This is a genomic window from Eubacterium ramulus, assembly GCF_045002895.1.
GTDB classification, from domain to species: domain Bacteria; phylum Bacillota; class Clostridia; order Lachnospirales; family Lachnospiraceae; genus Eubacterium_I; species Eubacterium_I ramulus.
Map to the genome: position 1 here is coordinate 2,916,230 of NZ_CP173382.1, position 21,465 is coordinate 2,937,694.

Here is a 21,465-nt window from a genome sequence, read left to right on the forward strand (position 1 = left end):
TTTTGGCACTTTCATTATACAACACATGGAATCGAGGTGTCTTTCTTTTATGCAAAATCACGAACTTGCTCATTTATAGAATATATGTTATATTTTCAGCACAAGATCTTGAAAACTATATAAGGAGATATATTTTAATGAAAAAAAAGAAACATTTTTTATCAATGATTTTAGGTTTAGCATTAAGTTTAACAATACTATTTCCATCTTTCGCACAAGCTTCAGAAATTCCTAACCAATTACTCTCATCTTACGAATACGATGATACTGTAAATGAGATAGTTCGTAAGCACCTTAATTTCGATAGCATAGATTTCAAAAGGAACAATCATATAACAATATAATTGTTCCTTTTGAGACAAATATTTTATTTTGAGTATGTTAGAACAATCTTTTTACATTAGGCTATGTATTTACTATATTCTGTTATTTTGTACAAATGGTTTTAAAACGAAAGTGACATGCTCCCACCACTTAAATCACAGATTTTGAAGTGGGGGCTTCTTGCTCAATGGCTCTACTGAGCCAAGTATCTACAAGCTATCCTCGCGTGCCCCGCGATTCATTTTTACCCAGTTATGGGATATTTTCATTGTCTGGATACAGACACTTCCCATTTATCCTGCTAACAACATACGACGTGCTTCTTCACGTATATTGATTGCCGCATTCAGATCCCGGTCTATCCGATTTCCACATGTGCAAAGATATACTCTGTCCGAAAGTTTCAGTTCTTTCTTTATATTGCCACATTTACAGCATTTTTTACTGGAAGGAAAAAAACGGTCTACACGTACCAATTTCTTTCCTCTCCATGTCAGTTTATATTCCAGCAATTCCCGAAACTTTCCGTAACCGTTATCCATGACACTTTTTCCAAAATGCATACACTGGCTCATTGCTTTCATATCAATATCTTCTACTGCAACAACATCATATGCCTCTGCTATTTCATGACTCAGTTTATGCAGAAAATCTTTCCTCTGGTTTCGGATTTTTTCATGACATAATGCAACACGTTTTTTCTGTCGGTAATAATTATTACTTCCTTTCACGCAATGGGATAACTTTCTCTGTTCTCTTGCCAGCCGTTCCTCACTTTTTCTGAAATATCCTTCATTTTCCTTCTGTATATCTTCAGAAAACACAGCCATTCCATGCATTGCATAGTCAATCCCAAGTATCTTTGCATTTTCATAATCAAATTCTTCTGCTTGGTTTTCACAGTCAGTTTTTTCATATAAAAGGCTTGCATAATACTTTCCGGACGGTTCCATACTTATTGTTACGGATTTCAGGCAATATTCTGCCGGAATGTCCCGATGCTTTTTCATACGGATCCATTTCAATTTTGGAAGTTTTATCCGATGATCTTCTACCTGAATATTTCCATTGACTACATTTGTCGTATAGTTCTTTCTGCTTCTGTGCTTTGATTTGAATTTTGGAAAGCCAATCTTCGGATCCCTGAAAAAATTCTTATATGCCTTTTCCAGATGCATCTGCACATTTGCAAGTGCCAGGGAATCCACTTCTTTCAAAAATGGATATGCTTTTTTATACATCGCCGGTGTATTTCGCAGCATTTTTTTCGATGCTGCATATTCCCGTATCTTATCATTCAACATCTGATTATATAAAAAACGACAGCAGCCAAATGTTTTTGCAAGCAGAACTTCCTGTTCTCTGTTTGGATATATCCGAAAACGGTAAGCTATATTCATCTTTTTTTCTCTCCCTGCGTCTCGATATAATTACGGATAACATCAATCGGTGCCCCACCCGCTGTCAACAGGCAGAAACTCTGGCTCCAGAATGCTTCCTTCCAAAGTCTTTCCCTGATCTGTGGATATTCCTTTTTTAACAACCGGCTGCTTGCACTTTTATACGCATTGATAAATTTGCTGAGTTCTGATTTTGGCTGTGCCCGAAACATAACATGCACATGATCAACATCATGATTCCATTCTTCCAGGGTGATTCCATAATCAGGTGCAATACGTTCCCAGATCTCTTTTGCACGTTCCGAAATCGGATCATCTATTACGTTTCTTCGGTATTTTACAACCATGATCAGATGATAATACATCAAATATACTGAATGTGCATTATGATCCATTTTGTCCATATAATCAGTCCTTTCTATTCTTTCGACTGATTATAGTATACCACACTTTGCATTGCAGAACAAGTGTTCTGTTTTCTTTTTCTGCAATTCATCTCCCACCTGTAGAGGAAGGAGAATTCTTGCTAACTTTTGTTAAAAATAGGGCTTTGGGCATGGCGAATAGGGATTTTCTATATCATTTTTGATACCTTAGCATCCTTTTTCTACTCAGAAAATATTGCAAATAAATTGTTTCTTCTATTGTCACTTATACATTGTTTGATTATAATGCCCTTTTTTTCACAAAACAGTACCTGTCGTAACTGCGGACAACGCAATTATTATCAGCCATTACTTTTTAACAAATGTTGTCATTGTAACATGAAATATTAATTATCACTCTATCTTCTTTAAGATTACACTAAACTATAGCACACTTTTGCATAACATAAAAGTTATACTTATATCCAATAAAATAGTGTCTTTTCTTTTTCCTATCGGTTAAAATAAAATCATCAAATACACGAAGGTTCCCATTCAGGTCGAACCTTACCTATTATGGAGGAGGATTTTAATATGAGCACACCAGGTGTTAAAGTTGGAGTTTCCGAAGAAGAGAAAAAACTTTCTTACTACAAATATTTTGAGCAGGATTTAGCTCCGGTACCGGCTGAAAAAATCGCTGTTTTACAGGGCGGACCGATCGCTCCGGAAAAATGTATCCCGTTTGATGAAAGAAATAAATTCCTGAAAGGTGAAGATGATGAATATGCAAATATCGGTTTCGGCGTAGCTGCAGACGGAACCGCTCTTGTATGTAATACAACTTACATGCCGGGTGTTACAGGCGAAATGCTTGACTGGTGGTTTCCATGGCATTCTGTAGGATCTGATCTGCGTTACAAAATCTGGGATCCGGAAGATCACTATTTTGCAAGAGCATATCCGGCATCTTATGTCGTAAACCCGAACGTACCAATGAACCAGAAAACATGGGGCGTTGATCACTACATCATGGAAGACGTCGGACCGGGACCGGAATTCTTAAAACTCTGCTTTAAAAGACCAGCCGATTTTGGTTATGATGAAAGCATTATCGGTACTGAAAAATGTGAATCTCTCGTATGTGCAATCGGCGAAAGCAGCTGTGCGGCAGCAATGACTCACAAATGGCATCCATACAAAGACGGCGTATTGTTTGAGTCCCGTTTCTGGATTGGATACCGCATCGATGAAGAAGGAAACATCGTAAAAGCAATTCCGGAAGGCGTATCTATCCCACCATTCGTACCACAGGGATTATTCGCACACAACATCAAAGAGTTTACAAACCTGGCAGCAATTCTGCCAACCTTATATGCAGAAGAGAAAGATACTTTCTAAATACATATAGTATAAATACTTTCAACTTCAGACTAATATAAAAATACACGTGGACTGATTGTAATTAATCAATTCACGTGTACTTTTCTTTTATTAAGTTACTTTATCAATTCCACTAATTTCTGCAATCCTGCCGGTGTTTGTGACATTGCCTTCACCGACTGTCCTGCCAGCGCATCCGCATCTGCTTCCGTTACCGTCAATGTTGTACTTCCATCCGAATTTTCTGTTCCATCCACACAATACTCAAAGCTGACATAGCCCAGATTGTCCGTTACTGCGATGAGCAGACACCCAAGCTGTTTCATCTCCTGCTGCAACCGTTCCACATTATCAGACGAAGAAATTTGTACATTCAAAAATGTCCATCCGTAAGGTTCCTCTGACGTCTGCAGCTGTGTACCATAACAAAGTAGCGCCTCGTCGTTGATTCCAAGTACCGCCCGGGCAGCCTGCACAGACCGCCCATCCGCAGAAATATCCCCCACATATGGATTTCTGCTCTGATACAGATCCGAAACCGTTCCATCAATCAAAATCCCATCATCCCACAAAATCCGATTTTCCAGAACAACCCTCTTTACCTCTCCGGAACTTTCATACTCCGCCTGAAACTCATTTGTGTGAAACGATGACTTTCGCGTTTCCCGCAGAGATACCGTCACAATTCCATCCTGCTCCTGAAACGCCACATCTGCCACACCTTTTGTCTGATCCAGCAACACCCCCTGCACCGACACTTTATGATCTTTCATTACCACATCTGCCTGCACAAACTCTGCCTGCTCCACCTTCTGCCCAATGAGATATGCCTTGCACCAGATTCCTACGCCGGCTGCAATCACAACGGTCAGTACCGCTGCCAGAATCCGCATCCTGTTTTTCTTTCGAATCTTTTTCAGATAATCTATTTCAGATGGCACTTTGAAATTGGCCTTTTGTTCATTATTTATCTCAGACACCTCATCCCCATTCATCGGTTCTCTCATCTCACGATATAATTTTCGACAATTCTCGCAAGTCTTCATATGCTGTTCCACCGCCTGATTGCTCACATCATTTGTCAGTCCATCCACATAAGATGGAAGCAAATCTCGCACAACTTCACACGTCAGATCATTTTTCATCCTTTTCCAACTCCTTCCTAAGATTCGTGCGCGCCCGGAAAAAAGTCACCCGCGCCCAGTTCTCCGTCTTTCCCATAACCTCACCGATTTCCCGGAAAGACAGATTTCCAAACATTCTCAAATAAAGCACTTTTCTGCCCGGTTCGGGAAACACATGCAGTTTCTTCAACAGTTCCATCTGCCCGACCTGCTGCATCACTTCCTGCTCTGCCGACATCGCGGCTTCTGTTATTCCTGCATCGGCAACCATTCGGTCCACGTCTGAACCAGCTTGCATCCGCACATGTTTTTTCATATAGGAAAAATACTGATTTTTTGCAATGGCACACAGCCACGTCGTGATCTTGCAGCTTTCATCAAACCGGTCAATGCTTCGTACCGCCTGATAAAACGTCTCCTGCGTCAGTTCTTCCGCCAGATCCGCATCATGTGTCAACAACATCAGATATTTAAACACCGTCTGCGCATGCTGGCGGTATACAGCATCCATATCCTGCACCTGCGTTTTTCCCTCCTTTCCGTTCAAAGTTATTTTATTTGTTAAAAAGCTCACTCAAACAATCTGTATTTTTGTTGTTCTATCTATTAATAGCCATTTTTCCACTTTCGTTACAGCAACTTCTGAATTTCCTGCAAAAAACATGAAAACGCCGGATTTTTATTCTCCTTCCGCCATGCCAGAACCGCCTCATTACAGGAATCCAACACAATATATTGCAGGGAAGTATTTTTCATTTCTGCCAGTTTTACCCAGTAAAACGGACATTCGCAATCCGCTTTCGCTACTTGCGTTCAAACTCTACATTTTTTACAGAATCTCTGATTGTAAAAATCAGATCTAACTTCCCCGATTCTGCCGCTTTTGTAAAATTTCCTGTTTCCGCCACTGCCAGAAAACTCTCAATCATCTCACATCTGATATATTTACATTTTATTATAATTTTCTAGCTATTGACCATAAAACTATAAATGAGCAAATTTGAAAAATTGCACAAAACTACACTGCGAATTTCATAAATGAATCAAAATCATTGCTTTCCTTTGCGCATTGAAAAAGATAACGATACTTTTCCAGCTGAATGGTATCACAGATTTCGTGATATCCAGTTTCAAACGAACAGAACCTACCAGTACCCACTGCACACATGAAATGTGCCAGTGACATAAGTAGCCAGTACCTTTTGATTCCCTGTGCAGAGCGTATCTGATAGCTGTCCAGTGCCAGTTTATCCTTACACTGGCGGAAAAATACTTCAATCGGCCATCGACACACATACCAGGAAAGAATCTCCTGTGTAGACAGGGCTGCGTTTGTACTGATGAAAGCACGCAATGCTTTGGGATTACCAAATGCTTTTTCCGGATAACTCAAAAGAACTACCGCATTTTCTATGCCGTTGAGGTTTCCCTCGTACCGGTACACATAATAGTTTCGTTTTTTGACTGTCACAAGGTCAAATTCACGATGTGTAACAGACAATTCGGCGGCCAGTTCACGAAGTTTCTTTTTCATTCCCGATGGATACAGCAAACGGTTTGTTTTCAAAGCACCGATGGTATGGAACCCTCTCTGTGCAAAGGTATTGATTATCTTTTCAGAAACATACCAGCAGTCGCAAAGAAAATAGGACATTACCGGTGGAACAGGCAGCTCCTTTGCAATGCTTTGTACAATGTCAATCTTGGAAATTGACTTATTGTACATTACAAAAGCATAGTTCAGAACAATGCCATTGCAGGAAAGCATAACAGCAACTGCCTGATGCCCGTAATCCGGTTTTCCCTTTAAATGGGATTGGTGAAAATACGCATCTTCAATCGGATGTAAAGCCTGTGACGAAGGCTTTGTCTTTGAAGCAATCGTATCGTCCACAATACAGAGAACAGGTTTTCCGGTGCGTGCTGCTTCTGAATAAATAATCTCAATGACAGAGCATTTTAACGTATCTGAAAGTAAGGAATCATCCCATTTTCCGGAATTGAGGAAATGGGCAATCGTAGTTCTGTGGCAGGAACTGTTTTTAGCAAAGTCCGTGGTTTTTCCATGATATCCTGAAATGAAAATACTGATTAGGATACTCATAAGATGGTTTATTACTCGGTTCGAATAAAATTTGCATAAGTTTAATTTTTTAAACTGGTTGTATATGAATGAGGAATGATGTATAGTATTTGCGAGAGACACCTTCTTTCGTAAATGTTGCAAATGTTTGTTTTGGCACTTTCATTATACAACACATGGAATCGAGGTGTCTTTCTTTTATGCAAAATCACGAACTTGCTCATTTATAGCATAAAACCTAAATCTGCCGCATGGATTCAAATATATGAATTCCATGCGGCAGATTTATTTGTATAAGAAAATATGTTATCACATAATCTTTTGCCTTTGTTCTCTTTATGCAAGACCTGGGAAGATTGTCAGGATCAAAGCAACGATCAAAGCTGTAATGGTTGTATTTAATACGGTTGTGATAAATACATATTTGTAAGAATCTTTGATTTCAACTTCTGCAATACCTGTTGCAATGATAAATCCAGGGTTTGTCGGTAAAGTATCCAGTGTCTGGGAAGCAAATACAGATACACGGTGCAAAGCACTCATATTGATACCCATGCTTGCAAATGTCTCAGACATGTACGGTAAGGTTGCGGACAGACCGGCAGGACCAGATCCGGAAGCACCTGTCAGTAATGCGATTGCAAGTACTACCTTGAATAATGCAGGACCGCCCATATGTAACAATCCGTTTGTCAGTACCGGGAAAGCCGGAGATGCTGCTACGACACCACCGATAGCTCCAAGCAAACCAACCTGAAGAACCAGCATAGTTGTCTGCTCTCCAACCGGTTTGATCAATTCTTTCAGACCTGAGAATTTTCCATAGTATGGGAAGAAGAAAATCAGGGAAAGGATGATATTGAGCATCATACTTACCAAAATGTTCCATCCAAGACCATTGAAACAGATCAGTGTAACAGCGATTGGGATAATAGACATTACCCAATGTGGTGTCTTCTGTCCTTCCGGGCGTTTTGGTGCGTTTGGTGCAGCGTCATATACATGTCCTTTTGCAATCTCTTTTTTAGAGATAACATTCATCATCACGATGTTCATGATCAGAACAACGGCACCGCCGATAAATCCAGGAACAGCTGCTGCCATCGGAGATGTACCAAGCATCTGAACAGCGATAACGTTCTGATCGGAAGTTGTACCCGGCATGGAACATGCAGCGGTTGCAAGTGCTCCTAATACAACACCGGGTCCCATTGCTCTTGGCATTTTTGCTTTTTCAAATAAGTCCATAGCAATCGGGAATAAAATAAACATAAGTACAACCGGGTTCATTCCACTGTAAGCAAGTACAGTACCAATTACATAAATTGTAAGAATTGCAAGAACCGGTTTCATAACAACCTGCTGACCTGCGGCAGCCTGTTTTCTTGCTTTGATTGTGAATAAATCATATAATGCGTTTGCGATGGATAATGCCGCACCACTTGCATTGTACAATGCAGCGATAACACATCCCATCAATACTGGTCCAAGCATTGCAGTTACATAATTGCATACGCTTGGTAACATTGTGTCTGTAAATGTTGTCAGCAGATTCATTCCGTTGAACAACGCGATCAGCAATGCACACAACGGTGCAAGAATAATTGTGCTGATTCCTTTGTATGCGCCGTAGATCAGTACAGCGACACCAACGATAATGCCTATAATACCTAATGCAGCCATTTTTCTTTCTCCTCCTTCAATATTTGAAATTCTCTTTATGACTGCTTATATTATATTTTATAAACTATAAATGAGCAAGTTCGTGATTTTGCATAAAAGAAAGACACCTCGATTCCATGTGTTGTATAATGAAAGTGCCAAAACAAACATTTGCAACATTTACGAAAGAAGGTGTCTCTCGCAAATACTATACATCATTCCTCATTCATATACAACCAGTTTAAAAAATTAAACTTATGCAAATTTTATTCGAACCGAGTAATAAACCATCTTATGAGTATCCTAATCAGTATTTTCATTTCAGGATATCATGGAAAAACCACGGACTTTGCTAAAAACAGTTCCTGCCACAGAACTACGATTGCCCATTTCCTCAATTCCGGAAAATGGGATGATTCCTTACTTTCAGATACGTTAAAATGCTCTGTCATTGAGATTATTTATTCAGAAGCAGCACGCACCGGAAAACCTGTTCTCTGTATTGTGGACGATACGATTGCTTCAAAGACAAAGCCTTCGTCACAGGCTTTACATCCGATTGAAGATGCGTATTTTCACCAATCCCATTTAAAGGGAAAACCGGATTACGGGCATCAGGCAGTTGCTGTTATGCTTTCCTGCAATGGCATTGTTCTGAACTATGCTTTTGTAATGTACAATAAGTCAATTTCCAAGATTGACATTGTACAAAGCATTGCAAAGGAGCTGCCTGTTCCACCGGTAATGTCCTATTTTCTTTGCGACTGCTGGTATGTTTCTGAAAAGATAATCAATACCTTTGCACAGAGAGGGTTCCATACCATCGGTGCTTTGAAAACAAACCGTTTGCTGTATCCATCGGGAATGAAAAAGAAACTTCGTGAACTGGCCGCCGAATTGTCTGTTACACATCGTGAATTTGACCTTGTGACAGTCAAAAAACGAAACTATTATGTGTACCGGTACGAGGGAAACCTCAACGGCATAGAAAATGCGGTAGTTCTTTTGAGTTATCCGGAAAAAGCATTTGGTAATCCCAAAGCATTGCGTGCTTTCATCAGTACAAACGCAGCCCTGTCTACACAGGAGATTCTTTCCTGGTATGTGTGTCGATGGCCGATTGAAGTATTTTTCCGCCAGTGTAAGGATAAACTGGCACTGGACAGCTATCAGATACGCTCTGCACAGGGAATCAAAAGGTACTGGCTACTTATGTCACTGGCACATTTCATGTGTGCAGTGGGTACTGGTAGGTTCTGTTCGTTTGAAACTGGATATCACGAAATCTGTGATACCATTCAGCTGGAAAAGTATCGTTATCTTTTTCAATGCGCAAAGGAAAGCAATGATTTTGATTCATTTATGAAATTCGCAGTGTAGTTTTGTGCAATTTTTCAAATTTGCTCATTTATAGTTATAAACTTTTTATAATCCAATACTTAATTTTTTATAAAATCATATCAAAACTGATATATGACTTCCACCTTCAAGTCGAACGCACGTGAGACTTGGTGCGTGATTCTGGTCAGCGAAAGCTGACATATTCTTTTCAGAATCACTGCACATCCACGCGGAGCGTTTATCTCAGTCGGAGATTTTACTCCCACTGAGAAAGACTTGTTTTTACTCACCACTTGCAGAAGTGGGAGTCTTCTCGACTGAGATAAAAATTCACTTTACGGTCTGACCTTCCGGTTCACCGGCGTCTCACCTTCAAATACAAAAAATTGATAATCCGTGATTTTCTGACCTTTCTGCCATCGAAAATCACTCTGGATACCTTCCAGAAATTCAGAATTATAAAACCACTGCGCCACATCCGCATTTCCGATAAATTTTTCATAGTTTTCGCTTGTAATCCCGAACTTCTCATAACACTTACAGATTGCCTGGACCGCATCATAATAATCCGCCACCGGACTTGGCATCTGTTCCGCACTTCCGGCATTTAATTTGTCTGTTTCATAATCTTTCAACAGCTGCTGCCACTCTGTTCCTGAATAAAAGGGATCGAATTTATTCCAGATAGACACTCCATCCAGCATATTCCCTGCAATTTCAAAAAATTCACTTCCATAAGCAGAAAAAGAAACAGATATTCTTCGGCCTTCCTCTATGCCATGCTGTCGCAGCTTTACCAGAATATTGGCACACTCCCGGCCACGGATCAGAAATACATAGCCGTCTGCATTCTCATTCAGCCCCTGGATTGCATAATAGGAATCATCCATTTCATCCGCTCCGGGCTTCACATCCACGATTTTCAAAATATTCAGACCAAGATCCGACAGCGTATCCTCAAACATCTTTGTGGTATTTTTCTTGGATTCATCCTGTGACATGGTATACAGTACAATATTTTTGATATCAGGGTTCTGCTGTCCCCACATCCGCACTTCCTCCAGCTCACCATCCTCTGAATCACTCATATAAGAGATTCCATACGGTGCCATAAGTTGTCGGGATTCCTCGTATGAATAAGCGGCCAGATGGACCGTCCCATTTTTTTCTGCATTTTGTGCAATATACACTGTCTCCGGTGCATCCACCGGGCCAAGCACTGCAAAAGCAGTCCTGCTGGCACCTTGGTACAGACTCAATGCTTTGCTGTTGTCCGAACCGGTATTTTCTGACACGATCCGCACATTACAGCCGTTTACCCCGCCATTTTTATTAACCTGAGCTGCAGCATATTCTGCCGCCCAAAGTGCTGATTTTCCAATAGATTCATACTCGCCACTCTCCTGTGAAAGCACCACGATCGGAAGTTCTCCTGCTTTCAGACACTGCTCAATTTTTTCCTGAAATGCACTCGCCTGCAGATCCCGCTGCACTGCAGTTCTCGAAAGAACCAGAAGCAGCCCCGCCACAACAAGTGCCTGCCATATTCTACGTTTCATCTTCACAAGCCTCCAACATAAACCAGAAACAGGTTCCTTCATTTGGTGTACTTTCTGCCCCAAACGGTGCATGATGCAGCCGCAGGATCTCACTTGCGATATTCAGTCCCACACCCATGCCTGATTTCTGCCGGTCATTCGGTTTTGCCTGATAAAACCTGTTCCATATATACGGCAGCTTATCCTTTTCAATTCCGATGCCATAATCAATGACTTCCACACGGACACTGCCCTGATACCGCCGTATCAGAATACGTGCCTCCTGTCTTTCCCCGGAAAATTTTACCGCATTGGATGCAAAATTATAAATGACCCGATAAATCAGTTTGCGGTCCGCATATACCAACATAGACTCAGGACAATCCATCTTAAATTGAAACTCCGGCTTGTTTGCACACACACTGGACAATACTTCCTCTGCCACATCTTGAATCGCAAATACAGATGGATGCATTTCCATAGTTCCCGACTGCAGTTTTGCCAGATCCAGTGTGTCACTGATAAAATTCGTCAACCGGTCTGTCTCATCCAGGATCATCCGTACGTGTTCTTCCCGCTTTTCCGGAATTTCCCCGGAAAATGCCTCCAGCATCTCCGCATACATTCGGATTACGGTCAACGGAGTCTTCATATCGTGACTGACATTTGCTACAAAATCCCGGCGCAAAGCCTCTGTCTTGTTAAACTCCTGTTCCGCCAGCTCCAACGTATCTGCCAGCTGTCGGGCTTCCAGCGGGCCTTCCCGCATGAACTCTGTCTCATAATCTCCTGCTGCCATCTGTAATGCGCTTTTATTCAGATGACGAAACGGCCGTGCAAAATATTCTGCCAGGCAAACCGATAGAATCAATGCCAGGATCAGCACAGTCACCGTTACCAGCAGATAACGGCTGGTGAGCAGCTTCATCAGTGCATCCATGTTCGCCTGGGATCTGCTCACCACCAGTACCTGCCGGGAACCGTTGAGATTTGCCAGTACCACCGCCTGCACCGCCCAGCGGGACGCATGCACCTGATCCTCCACATAATACTGACAAATACCATCGGAATCGTTTAACCGTTCAAACATCGTTTCATCTGCAATATCCGCCTGTTGCGGTGCTGTCCTCTCTCCCTGATTATTAACAGAAAAGACCACCTGCATCGAATTTTCCGACACGATCTGCACAAAATAATCATTCGACTTTGCCAGAAGTGCGATATTCGCCTCAAAATCCGCATCTCCATACATATCCCAGATAGACTGTGCTGCCATTTTCAGATCATTTTCCGTCTGTTCCTGATATTTATTTTTTACAGAAAAATGAAGCACCATCCAGAATAACAGTGCCATCGCCCCTGCAAGTCCCATAAATCCAAGCCAGAGGCCAAACATCATTTTATGCCTTTTCTTCTGCTTCAAATTTGTACCCCGCTCCTCTGTATGTCACAATATATGTCCGATAGTCTCCCAGCACATGCCGCAGCATCTTAATCTGTGCATCCACCGTGCGGTCATCTCCCATAAAATCAAAGCCCCATACTTTTTCCAGCAGGGCATCCCTTGAAAATACAATGCCTCTATTCCGCACCAGAAAAAACAGCAGATCATACTCCTTAGGGCGCAATTCCACATGCACTCCGTCTACAAAAACTTCCCTGGCGGAAATATTTACCGTCAGTCCCTGAAATTCATAAATTTCACCCTGTGGTTTCTCTTCTCTTGGTTCATGTCTCATCAGGATTACATTTACCCGGGCCATCAGTTCCTTAATAGAAAAAGGTTTTACCACATAATCATCAATGCCAGCTTCAAATCCCTGGAGTTTGTCATATTCTTCTCCTTTTGCAGACAGCATCAGCGCCGGAATATCCTTTATCTCCCGTATTCTCCGATATGCTTCATAACCATCCATCTCCGGCATCATAATGTCCATAATAATCAGGTCAAAATCCTGCTGCCGGCACAATTCCAGTGCCTCCCGCCCATTAGCTGCACCTGTCACATCATACCCCTGATATTCCGCAAATTCCCGGATCCCCATCCGGATTGATATTTCATCATCCACAACCAGTATTCTCTTTTTCATATCTCCTGTCCACCTAAATAAAAGCAGCCGACTGTTTTCCAGCCAACTGCCTCTGATTTTCACAGTAGCACACGGCTTGTTCACTGCCATATCTGCTATCTGTACTATATCGTTTATGCGCTGATTTTGCAACTGTTCAAGTTCTTTTCTGTCATATACCCGAGTAAAATCTGAAGTGCAGAATTCTCCTGTCCCTGCTTCCATGCCACTGCAATTTCTGTGGAATGTTCTAACGGACAGCACTGAAATCCAGGTTCATACACATTTCGTACCCATGAATTGCACACAGTTACACCCAGTCCATTTTCCACATTCATTAAAATGGATTCCATACTGTTCACACTGCATATATTCGGCACAAATCCATACTTGCTGCCGATGGCACGCACACAATCCAACTGCATTTCTTCTCTGTCATCTGCCAGAACGAAAAACGTTTCCTGACGAAATTCCTCTGGTTTCCAGTTTTTCTTTCTTGTCCGAAATAAAGTATTGGAAAAAAGAATCATTTCCTGCGCTGTGTCGATGAGCATCGACTCCGCATCATACATTTTTGCAGTACGATCCTGCAGTGTAATGATCAAATCCATCTGCCCCATCTGAAAACGTGCAGACAGCTCCTGCAGCGTATATGCTTCCAGAGAAATCCTAATACCCGGATATTCCAGACGCATTTCTCTCAGCACCGGCTGCATATAAGTACCGATATTCCATCCATTCACATATCCGATACGGATCATTCCCCTATCCATATCATTCAGCTGCTGTACCTGCTCTTTCGCTTCTGCAAAACACTGTTTCATCTTCTGAAATGCTTTTTCATAAATCCGGCCAGCTTCCGTCAATGCAATATGTTTTCCGCTTCTGTCAAAAAGCTGCGTATCCAGTTCCTTTTCCAAGCGTGCGATATTCCGGCTCAGATTAGGCTGAGAAACATAGATTTTCTCTGCCGCTTTACAAAAACTTCCTTCTTCTGCTACCGACAAAAAACTCTGTATTAACGTATCATTCATCCTATTTCTCCTATGTTATCCAGTGCTGATATCCGTGTACCTTTTTTTCTATATTGATAACATAACAGAGAAATATGATAGCTACATGAAATCTGCTTTCACAAATCCTGTCTTTTCATCTCTTCCGGCAAAAAACACGTAAAACGTTCTCACTGTCAAACTTTCTCCCATTGATACAGGGAATATCCGTTTTTACCCGCACGTTTCGTCTGATACAATGCATGATCCGCCTTTCGATAAAGATCCATAAAAGAACTTCCATGCTGGGGTGCAAAAGCAATCCCCACACTGATTGTCATCTTCTGCTCTCCCATCTCTTCCACGCGTATACTGCCAACCTGTTTCAAAAGATTTTGAATCTTTATTTCAACCACATCTGTATTCGCTAAATTGCACATTAAAATAACAAACTCGTCTCCACCAATACGTCCTACTACATCATACTCCCGAAATTGAGACTGTAAAAATCTGCCAAATGTCTGCAGTACTTTATCTCCTACGATATGTCCAAAATTATCATTCACAGACTTAAAATAATCGATATCTAAAATGATAAAAGCATGCTGCCCGGCTTCTTCCTGTACAATATTTTGAATCAACCTCTGTGTAGTATCTTTATTATACAATCCGGTCAGTGCATCTCTCTGTGTATAACGTAATAATTCCGCTTTGTCTGCACTGTTCTTGCGGACAATATATATTATAAGCACTGTTACCAGAACACAGAATGCCAGCATAAATACCGCCTCATATTTTCTGATAAAAGAATAGGATTTCTGCGCTGCTTTCACCGGTACAATATAACAGATCATCCAGTCATTCATTCCAAGCGGTGTATATGCCAGATAATAATCTGATTTGCTAGTATCATCCAGGCCAAGCTGTACCAATCCTTCCTTTCCCTCTTTAAAGTCTGATTTCAGCATATTCAATGTCTGCGTTTGATTTATATTTTTCTCTTCATAGTAATTAAGTAAATTTCCTCCATACGAAATTTCCCTTTTCTGCTGCGAATCTCCCTCTTCCTGAGCAATAATCGTACCATCTTGTTTTACCACAAGTGTATCACCTTCTCCATAAAACAAATCATCAAACAGCATATGGCTTAGTAATGTTACATTACAGGACCCACCAAGAATTCCGATTATTTCATTATCAGAATTATAAATAGGTACTCCCAAAACCACACGTGTCTGCTGATCCACACTGCTTTCCAATGGATCACTTAACGTCTCTTTCCCACTCATGGCTTCCTTAAAATATCTTCGGTAAGACAAATTCTTTACTACACCATTATCATAGTGTGCGGTTCCATCAGGTTCAATCAATGCAGCACGTTCTAAGTCCGTCTTTTCTACAATAGCTTCTAAACGATCTATATTATTCTGCGAAATCAATGGTTCTGATTTTCCAATCTGCCATGCAATTTCATTCAGGTACTGATAATTAATATCAAATATTGTCCGCAAATGTTCACTCTGACGTGACACATTTGTAGAAATTCGCTCCTGAGAATTTTTTGCGATTGAATGCTGTACACCGGAATAAAAAATAAAAATACCAACAACTAATGCAATTAGAAATATGCTGATCGCCATAATATAATCTTTTAACGTAACTGTCTTTTTTTTCATATTTAATATCCTCTTTGCCTGATCTAATTGCTTCTGCGGTTGTAATACAAATTATTTTAAGTTTTATATCACATCGCCAACTTTTCATTTATATTATATCATGAACAAAAACAGTTCATGATTGGCATTCACCACTCGTCAATCATACAAGTATGTTGACTCGTTTGCGTTCATTATATCGTGATTTCATCACTCAATAATTTCGCCGTTCGTCAAGTGTGAGCAAGCTCCCTCTGACTCTCTTGCGCTCATTATATCATTTCTTGTATTATACATTCCATTTACAAATTATTATTTTTGAATATTATTACTATAAATGAGCAAATTTGAAAAATTGCACAAAACTACACTGCGAATTTCATAAATGAATCAAAATCATTGCTTTCCTTTGCGCATTGAAAAAGATAACGATACTTTTCCAGCTGAATGGTATCACAGATTTCGTGATATCCAGTTTCAAACGAACAGAACCTACCAGTACCCACTGCACACATGAAATGTGCCAGTGACATAAGTAGCCAGTACCTTTTGATTCCCTGTGCAGAGCGTATCTGATAGCTGTCCAGTGCCAGTTTATCCTTACACTGGCGGAAAAATACTTCAATCGGCCATCGACACACATACCAGGAAAGAATCTCCTGTGTAGACAGGGCTGCGTTTGTACTGATGAAAGCACGCAATGCTTTGGGATTACCAAATGCTTTTTCCGGATAACTCAAAAGAACTACCGCATTTTCTATGCCGTTGAGGTTTCCCTCGTACCGGTACACATAATAGTTTCGTTTTTTGACTGTCACAAGGTCAAATTCACGATGTGTAACAGACAATTCGGCGGCCAGTTCACGAAGTTTCTTTTTCATTCCCGATGGATACAGCAAACGGTTTGTTTTCAAAGCACCGATGGTATGGAACCCTCTCTGTGCAAAGGTATTGATTATCTTTTCAGAAACATACCAGCAGTCGCAAAGAAAATAGGACATTACCGGTGGAACAGGCAGCTCCTTTGCAATGCTTTGTACAATGTCAATCTTGGAAATTGACTTATTGTACATTACAAAAGCATAGTTCAGAACAATGCCATTGCAGGAAAGCATAACAGCAACTGCCTGATGCCCGTAATCCGGTTTTCCCTTTAAATGGGATTGGTGAAAATACGCATCTTCAATCGGATGTAAAGCCTGTGACGAAGGCTTTGTCTTTGAAGCAATCGTATCGTCCACAATACAGAGAACAGGTTTTCCGGTGCGTGCTGCTTCTGAATAAATAATCTCAATGACAGAGCATTTTAACGTATCTGAAAGTAAGGAATCATCCCATTTTCCGGAATTGAGGAAATGGGCAATCGTAGTTCTGTGGCAGGAACTGTTTTTAGCAAAGTCCGTGGTTTTTCCATGATATCCTGAAATGAAAATACTGATTAGGATACTCATAAGATGGTTTATTACTCGGTTCGAATAAAATTTGCATAAGTTTAATTTTTTAAACTGGTTGTATATGAATGAGGAATGATGTATAGTATTTGCGAGAGACACCTTCTTTCGTAAATGTTGCAAATGTTTGTTTTGGCACTTTCATTATACAACACATGGAATCGAGGTGTCTTTCTTTTATGCAAAATCACGAACTTGCTCATTTATAGTATTATTAATTAATTCATAGCATTTTTTCTTGAATATACAAAAAAAAGAACCCAAAAACAATTTTGAGTTCCTAAGTCTTAAGAGGCGACAACCAGATTCGAACTGGTGATAGAGGTGTTGCAGACCTTTGCCTTACCACTTGGCTATGTCGCCATATTTAATTAACAAGCCTTTTGCATTATAACATCTCCAAAACAATAAGTCAATATAAGAAATATCATTCCAGAAATAATTATGAAAAAACTCCCCGAGTAGGGCTCGAACCTACAACAACTCGGTTAACAGCCGAGTGCTCTACCATTGAGCTATCGAGGAATAAGGTACATGATATATACCTTCAAAACTTCATACAGGTGAGATCTTAGCTTCTTTTATTCAATCTCGTGTTCTTGGTCAAGCCCTCAAACGATTAGTAACAGTCAGCTCCATGTGTTGCCACACTTCCACCTCTGCCCTATCTACCTCGTACTCTTCAAGGGTTTTTACTCCTTTAAAAGGATGGGATATCTCATCTTGGGGGGGACTTCACGCTTAGATGCCTTCAGCGTTTATTCCTTCCGGACTTGGCTACCCGGCGATGCCATTGGCATGACAGCCGGTACACCAGTGGTCCGTCCAGCCCGGTCCTCTCGTACTAAGGCCAGCTCCCCTCAGATATCCTACGCCCGCGCCGGATAGGGACCGAACTGTCTCACGACGTTCTGAACCCAGCTCGCGTACCGCTTTAATGGGCGAACAGCCCAACCCTTGGGACCTGCTACAGCCCCAGGATGCGATGAGCCGACATCGAGGTGCCAAACCACTCCGTCGATGTGAACTCTTGGGAGTGATAAGCCTGTTATCCCCAGGGTAGCTTTTATCCGTTGAGCGATGGCAATCCCACTTTATGCCACCGGATCACTAAGTCCTACTTTCGTACCTGCTCCACCCGTCGGTGTCGCAGTCAGCCTCCCTTCTGCCTTTGCACTCTTCTAATGGTTTCCGACCATTATGAGGGAAACTTTGAGCGCCTCCGATACCCTTTCGGAGGCGACCGCCCCAGTCAAACTCCCCGCCTGGCATTGTCCCACCGCCGGATCACGGCGGCTGGTTAGAAACCCGATATTGCAAGGGTGGTATCCCAACAGCGCCTCCCCTGAGACTGGCGTCCCAGGTTCATAAGCTCCCACCTATCCTGTACATGCAATACCAAGCTCCAGTACCAAACTGGAGTAAAGCTCCATGGGGTCTTTCCGTCCTGGCGCGGGTAACCAGCATCTTCACTGGTACTTCAATTTCACCGGGTGCATTGTCGAGACAGCGCTCAAATCATTACGCCTTTCGTGCGGGTCGGAACTTACCCGACAAGGAATTTCGCTACCTTAGGACCGTTATAGTTACGGCCGCCGTTTACTGGGGCTTGGATTCAAAGCTTCGCCGAAGCTAACCTCTCCTCTTAACCTTCCAGCACCGGGCAGGCGTCAGCCCATATACATCACCTTACGGTTTCGCATAGACCTGTGTTTTTGCTAAACAGTTGCTTGAGCCTATTCTCTGCGGCCCACTTGCGTGGGCACCCCTTCTCCCGAAGTTACGGGGTCATTTTGCCGAGTTCCTTGACAATGCTTCTCCCGCCGGCCTTAGGATTCTCTCCTCATCCACCTGTGTCGGTTTACGGTACGGGCGCATGGCAAACAATAGCGGCTTTTCTCGACAGGAGGGGGCACATGCTTCACTACTTTAGTTCGCTCCACATCACGGCTTCGTCTCATGCACAGCGGATTTGCCTGCTGTGCGACTACCCCGTTTGTACCGGACTTTCCATTTCCGGCCCATGTTTCCCTCCCGTGTCCCCACAGTTCTGTTACCATGCGGTACAGGAATATCAACCTGTTGTCCATCGGCTACGCTTTTCAGCCTCACCTTAGGTCCCGACTTTCCCAGGGCAGATCAGCTTTACCCTGGAGACCTTGGATATTCGGCCACAAGGATTCTCACCTTGTTCTCGCTACTCATTCCGGCATTCTCTCTTCTTAGCACTCCACAGCTCCTTCCGGTACTGCTTCTTCGCGTTAAGAATGCTCCTCTACCAATGACTATGTCATTCCCAAGCTTCGGTGGCATGTTTTAGCCCCGGACATTTTCGGCGCAGGACCTCTCGACTAGTGAGCTGTTACGCACTCTTTGAATGAATGGCTGCTTCTGAGCCAACATCCTAGTTGTCTTAGAGATCCCACATCCTTTTCCACTTAACATGCACTTTGGGACCTTAGCTGCGGGTCTGGGCTCTTTCCCTTTTGACTATCCAACTTATCTCGTATAGTCTGACTCCCGTTCATCATCTGTATGGCATTCGGAGTTTGATATCCCTTAGTAAGCTTTGACGCCCCCTTGGGAATTCAGTGCTCTACCTCCACCAGACTAAAACGAGGCTAGCCCTAAAGCTATTTCGAGGAGAACCAGCTATCTCCGGGTTCGATTGGAATTTCTCCGCTATCCACACCTCATCGCCACCCTTTTCAACGGATGTGCGTTCGGTCCTCCATTGCCTTTTACGGCAACTTCAACCTGGACATGGATAGGTCACCCGGTTTCGGGTCTGCACACACTGACTATCGCGCCCTCTTAAGGCTTGGTTTCCCTGCGGCTCCGGGACTTTATCCCTTAACCTTGCCAGTATGCACAACTCGCCGGACCGTTCTACAAAAAGTACGCCGTCGGGCATATAAAGCCCTCCGACAGTTTGTAAACACAGGGTTTCAGGTTCTCTTTCACTCCCCTCCCGGGGTCCTTTTCACCTTTCCTTCACAGTACTATGCGCTATCGGTCACTAAGTAGTATTTAGCCTTACGGGGTGGTCCCCGCTCCTTCCATCAAGGTTCCACGTGTCTCGATGTACTCTGGATCCTGCCATGTCAACTTTCCTTTCGCTTACGGGGCTTTCACCCTCTTTGGCTGGCTTTCCCAAAACCATTCTGCTAGGATCATTGAATCAATTATGCAGTCCGAACCCCATGGTGCACGCACCATGGTTTGGGCTCTTCCGCGTTCGCTCGCCGCTACTTACGGAATCGATGTTTCTTTCTCTTCCTCCGGCTACTTAGATGTTTCAGTTCACCGGGTTCCCCTCCATACGTTATGGATTGGCGTATGGATACATGAGGTGTTCTCATGTGGGTTTCCCCATTCAGAGATCTGCGGGTCAATGGATATTTGCTCCTTACCGCAGCTTATCGCAGCTTATCACGTCTTTCATCGGCTCTTAGTGCCAAGGCATCCACCCTGCGCTCTTCTTCGCTTGACCGCGTCGCAAAAATGGGATTTTTGCGGACTATACAGATACGGTCAGTTTTGGCTGTATCTCATTCGTCCTTCTCATTTCTACGGGTTGATAATGGATCGTATATAGCGTTATACTCCATCATCTGTTTTTTTGAAATTGAATTCATTTTAATCAATTAAATTGAGTTATTTTGCATTTAATCTCGGATGTCTTGATATATCTGAGGTGTCACATCTTTCGATGTTCCACTTCTTTTAGATCAATCACTTATCTGTATGAAGTTTTCAAGGTACATATTGACTGTTTTATCAGTCATCAGAAAACTCAAAACTTTTTGAACTCTCTGACCACTGGTAAATCCAGCGTCTATCTTAACAGTTCTTCCCTCTGTAATGGGTGGTACACATTCCGTACCTCTATGTTCAAACGATCTGTGCGGCTGGGGCTTTGCAAGCGACTTTCGCATACATCATTTTCTTTTTTTGATCCGGCAGCCACCTGCTCTCCCATGCCGTCTCCAGCATAGTACCATCGGCCGCTCAGGTCTTAACCATCGTGTTCGGGATGGGAACGGGTGTCTCCCCTGAGCGCATCGCCACCGGAAAT

General features: G+C 42.3%; 16 protein-coding genes, 2 tRNA genes and 2 rRNA genes. 3 read left to right on the top strand and 17 right to left on the bottom strand.

The features are described 5' to 3' along the window. Nucleotides 1-137 precede the first annotated feature (137 nt). On the top strand, nucleotides 138-344 hold the full coding sequence (locus ACIRUQ_RS13545) for a hypothetical protein (protein WP_055291379.1): 207 nt from the start codon (nucleotides 138-140) through the stop codon (nucleotides 342-344). A 273-nt stretch (nucleotides 345-617) separates the two neighbouring features. Here the strand turns inward: ACIRUQ_RS13545 and ACIRUQ_RS13550 are convergent, their stop codons facing one another. Continuing rightward, nucleotides 618-1,724 (bottom strand): RNA-guided endonuclease TnpB family protein, encoded by a 1,107-nt coding sequence (locus tag ACIRUQ_RS13550; RefSeq protein ID WP_404856499.1) that lies wholly within the window; start codon nucleotides 1,722-1,724, stop codon nucleotides 618-620. Then, entirely contained in the window at nucleotides 1,721-2,128 is a 408-nt protein-coding gene (tnpA, locus tag ACIRUQ_RS13555) for an IS200/IS605 family transposase (RefSeq protein WP_055196676.1), read from the bottom strand. The genes ACIRUQ_RS13550 and tnpA overlap by 4 nt, the downstream gene beginning before the upstream one ends. A gap of 555 nt (nucleotides 2,129-2,683) precedes the next feature. Between tnpA and ACIRUQ_RS13560 the strand changes: the two genes are divergently transcribed. Further along, complete coding sequence (locus tag ACIRUQ_RS13560) at nucleotides 2,684-3,490, top strand: DAPG hydrolase family protein (protein ID WP_055291364.1); 807 nt, start codon at nucleotides 2,684-2,686, stop codon at nucleotides 3,488-3,490. Between the two features lie 98 nt (nucleotides 3,491-3,588). Here the strand turns inward: ACIRUQ_RS13560 and ACIRUQ_RS13565 are convergent, their stop codons facing one another. From ACIRUQ_RS13565 to ACIRUQ_RS13585, 5 genes are all read right to left on the bottom strand, one after another. After that, nucleotides 3,589-4,617, bottom strand: a complete 1,029-nt coding sequence (locus ACIRUQ_RS13565) for a DUF4825 domain-containing protein (RefSeq protein WP_021737786.1) — start codon at nucleotides 4,615-4,617, stop codon at nucleotides 3,589-3,591. Continuing rightward, entirely contained in the window at nucleotides 4,607-5,107 is a 501-nt protein-coding gene (locus tag ACIRUQ_RS13570; protein ID WP_082432944.1) for an RNA polymerase sigma factor, read from the bottom strand. The genes ACIRUQ_RS13565 and ACIRUQ_RS13570 overlap by 11 nt, the downstream gene beginning before the upstream one ends. A gap of 292 nt (nucleotides 5,108-5,399) precedes the next feature. Continuing rightward, nucleotides 5,400-5,525 carry a hypothetical protein gene (locus ACIRUQ_RS13575; protein ID WP_278286229.1) on the bottom strand — a complete coding sequence of 42 codons (126 nt, stop codon included), beginning with the start codon at nucleotides 5,523-5,525 and terminating at the stop codon, nucleotides 5,400-5,402. Nucleotides 5,526-5,614: 89 nt separating this feature from the next. Next, nucleotides 5,615-6,700 carry a transposase gene (locus ACIRUQ_RS13580; protein ID WP_055290736.1) on the bottom strand — a complete coding sequence of 362 codons (1,086 nt, stop codon included), beginning with the start codon at nucleotides 6,698-6,700 and terminating at the stop codon, nucleotides 5,615-5,617. A gap of 315 nt (nucleotides 6,701-7,015) precedes the next feature. Then, the gene (locus ACIRUQ_RS13585; RefSeq protein ID WP_022035284.1) at nucleotides 7,016-8,362 is read right to left on the bottom strand and encodes a GntP family permease; all 1,347 of its coding nucleotides are present in this window, start codon (nucleotides 8,360-8,362) and stop codon (nucleotides 7,016-7,018) included. 273 nt (nucleotides 8,363-8,635) lie between these two features. Between ACIRUQ_RS13585 and ACIRUQ_RS13590 the strand changes: the two genes are divergently transcribed. Continuing rightward, nucleotides 8,636-9,721 carry a transposase gene (locus ACIRUQ_RS13590; protein WP_055290736.1) on the top strand — a complete coding sequence of 362 codons (1,086 nt, stop codon included), beginning with the start codon at nucleotides 8,636-8,638 and terminating at the stop codon, nucleotides 9,719-9,721. 296 nt (nucleotides 9,722-10,017) lie between these two features. Here ACIRUQ_RS13590 and ACIRUQ_RS13595 read toward each other — a convergent pair whose 3' ends face one another. The 10 genes from ACIRUQ_RS13595 to rrf all read right to left on the bottom strand — a co-directional run bounded on the left by ACIRUQ_RS13595 (nucleotide 10,018) and on the right by rrf (nucleotide 21,462). Then, entirely contained in the window at nucleotides 10,018-11,241 is a 1,224-nt protein-coding gene (locus tag ACIRUQ_RS13595; protein WP_055291352.1) for an ABC transporter substrate-binding protein, read from the bottom strand. Further along, nucleotides 11,231-12,643, bottom strand: a complete 1,413-nt coding sequence (locus tag ACIRUQ_RS13600) for a HAMP domain-containing sensor histidine kinase (RefSeq protein ID WP_156331015.1) — start codon at nucleotides 12,641-12,643, stop codon at nucleotides 11,231-11,233. The genes ACIRUQ_RS13595 and ACIRUQ_RS13600 overlap by 11 nt, the downstream gene beginning before the upstream one ends. After that, the gene (locus tag ACIRUQ_RS13605) at nucleotides 12,621-13,310 is read right to left on the bottom strand and encodes a response regulator transcription factor (protein ID WP_055291354.1); all 690 of its coding nucleotides are present in this window, start codon (nucleotides 13,308-13,310) and stop codon (nucleotides 12,621-12,623) included. Before ACIRUQ_RS13605 ends, ACIRUQ_RS13600 begins: the two co-directional genes overlap by 23 nt. Before the next feature lie 113 nt (nucleotides 13,311-13,423). Then, nucleotides 13,424-14,323 (bottom strand): LysR family transcriptional regulator, encoded by a 900-nt coding sequence (locus tag ACIRUQ_RS13610; protein WP_055291346.1) that lies wholly within the window; start codon nucleotides 14,321-14,323, stop codon nucleotides 13,424-13,426. A gap of 155 nt (nucleotides 14,324-14,478) precedes the next feature. Next, nucleotides 14,479-15,957: a sensor domain-containing diguanylate cyclase gene (locus ACIRUQ_RS13615; protein WP_055291344.1), complete on the bottom strand. Its 1,479-nt coding sequence runs from the start codon at nucleotides 15,955-15,957 to the stop codon at nucleotides 14,479-14,481. A 344-nt stretch (nucleotides 15,958-16,301) separates the two neighbouring features. Continuing rightward, complete coding sequence (locus ACIRUQ_RS13620; protein WP_055290736.1) at nucleotides 16,302-17,387, bottom strand: transposase; 1,086 nt, start codon at nucleotides 17,385-17,387, stop codon at nucleotides 16,302-16,304. A 292-nt stretch (nucleotides 17,388-17,679) separates the two neighbouring features. Next, nucleotides 17,680-17,750: transfer RNA gene (locus tag ACIRUQ_RS13625), tRNA-Cys, on the bottom strand. A 90-nt stretch (nucleotides 17,751-17,840) separates the two neighbouring features. Continuing rightward, nucleotides 17,841-17,912 (bottom strand) — tRNA-Asn (locus ACIRUQ_RS13630). Between the two features lie 74 nt (nucleotides 17,913-17,986). Then, nucleotides 17,987-20,880 (bottom strand): 23S ribosomal RNA (locus tag ACIRUQ_RS13635). Nucleotides 20,881-21,344: 464 nt separating this feature from the next. Beyond that, nucleotides 21,345-21,462: ribosomal RNA gene (gene rrf / locus ACIRUQ_RS13640) — 5S ribosomal RNA — on the bottom strand. Nucleotides 21,463-21,465 lie beyond the last annotated feature (3 nt).

Excerpts from the sequence above, each read along its gene's own strand:
- tnpA (WP_055196676.1), bottom strand. The coding sequence starts at position 2,128 with ATGGACAAAATGGATCATAATGCACATTCAGTATATTTGATGTATTAT.
- ACIRUQ_RS13550 (WP_404856499.1), bottom strand. The coding sequence starts at position 1,724 with ATGAATATAGCTTACCGTTTTCGGATATATCCAAACAGAGAACAGGAA.
- ACIRUQ_RS13610 (WP_055291346.1), bottom strand. The coding sequence starts at position 14,323 with ATGAATGATACGTTAATACAGAGTTTTTTGTCGGTAGCAGAAGAAGGA.
- ACIRUQ_RS13620 (WP_055290736.1), bottom strand. The coding sequence starts at position 17,387 with ATGAGTATCCTAATCAGTATTTTCATTTCAGGATATCATGGAAAAACC.
- ACIRUQ_RS13590 (WP_055290736.1), top strand. The coding sequence starts at position 8,636 with ATGAGTATCCTAATCAGTATTTTCATTTCAGGATATCATGGAAAAACC.
- ACIRUQ_RS13570 (WP_082432944.1), bottom strand. The coding sequence starts at position 5,107 with ATGGATGCTGTATACCGCCAGCATGCGCAGACGGTGTTTAAATATCTG.
- ACIRUQ_RS13615 (WP_055291344.1), bottom strand. The coding sequence starts at position 15,957 with ATGAAAAAAAAGACAGTTACGTTAAAAGATTATATTATGGCGATCAGC.
- ACIRUQ_RS13580 (WP_055290736.1), bottom strand. The coding sequence starts at position 6,700 with ATGAGTATCCTAATCAGTATTTTCATTTCAGGATATCATGGAAAAACC.
- ACIRUQ_RS13605 (WP_055291354.1), bottom strand. The coding sequence starts at position 13,310 with ATGAAAAAGAGAATACTGGTTGTGGATGATGAAATATCAATCCGGATG.
- ACIRUQ_RS13585 (WP_022035284.1), bottom strand. The coding sequence starts at position 8,362 with ATGGCTGCATTAGGTATTATAGGCATTATCGTTGGTGTCGCTGTACTG.
- ACIRUQ_RS13565 (WP_021737786.1), bottom strand. The coding sequence starts at position 4,617 with ATGAAAAATGATCTGACGTGTGAAGTTGTGCGAGATTTGCTTCCATCT.
- ACIRUQ_RS13575 (WP_278286229.1), bottom strand. The coding sequence starts at position 5,525 with ATGATTGAGAGTTTTCTGGCAGTGGCGGAAACAGGAAATTTTACAAAA.
- ACIRUQ_RS13545 (WP_055291379.1), top strand. The coding sequence starts at position 138 with ATGAAAAAAAAGAAACATTTTTTATCAATGATTTTAGGTTTAGCATTA.
- ACIRUQ_RS13595 (WP_055291352.1), bottom strand. The coding sequence starts at position 11,241 with ATGAAACGTAGAATATGGCAGGCACTTGTTGTGGCGGGGCTGCTTCTG.
- ACIRUQ_RS13560 (WP_055291364.1), top strand. The coding sequence starts at position 2,684 with ATGAGCACACCAGGTGTTAAAGTTGGAGTTTCCGAAGAAGAGAAAAAA.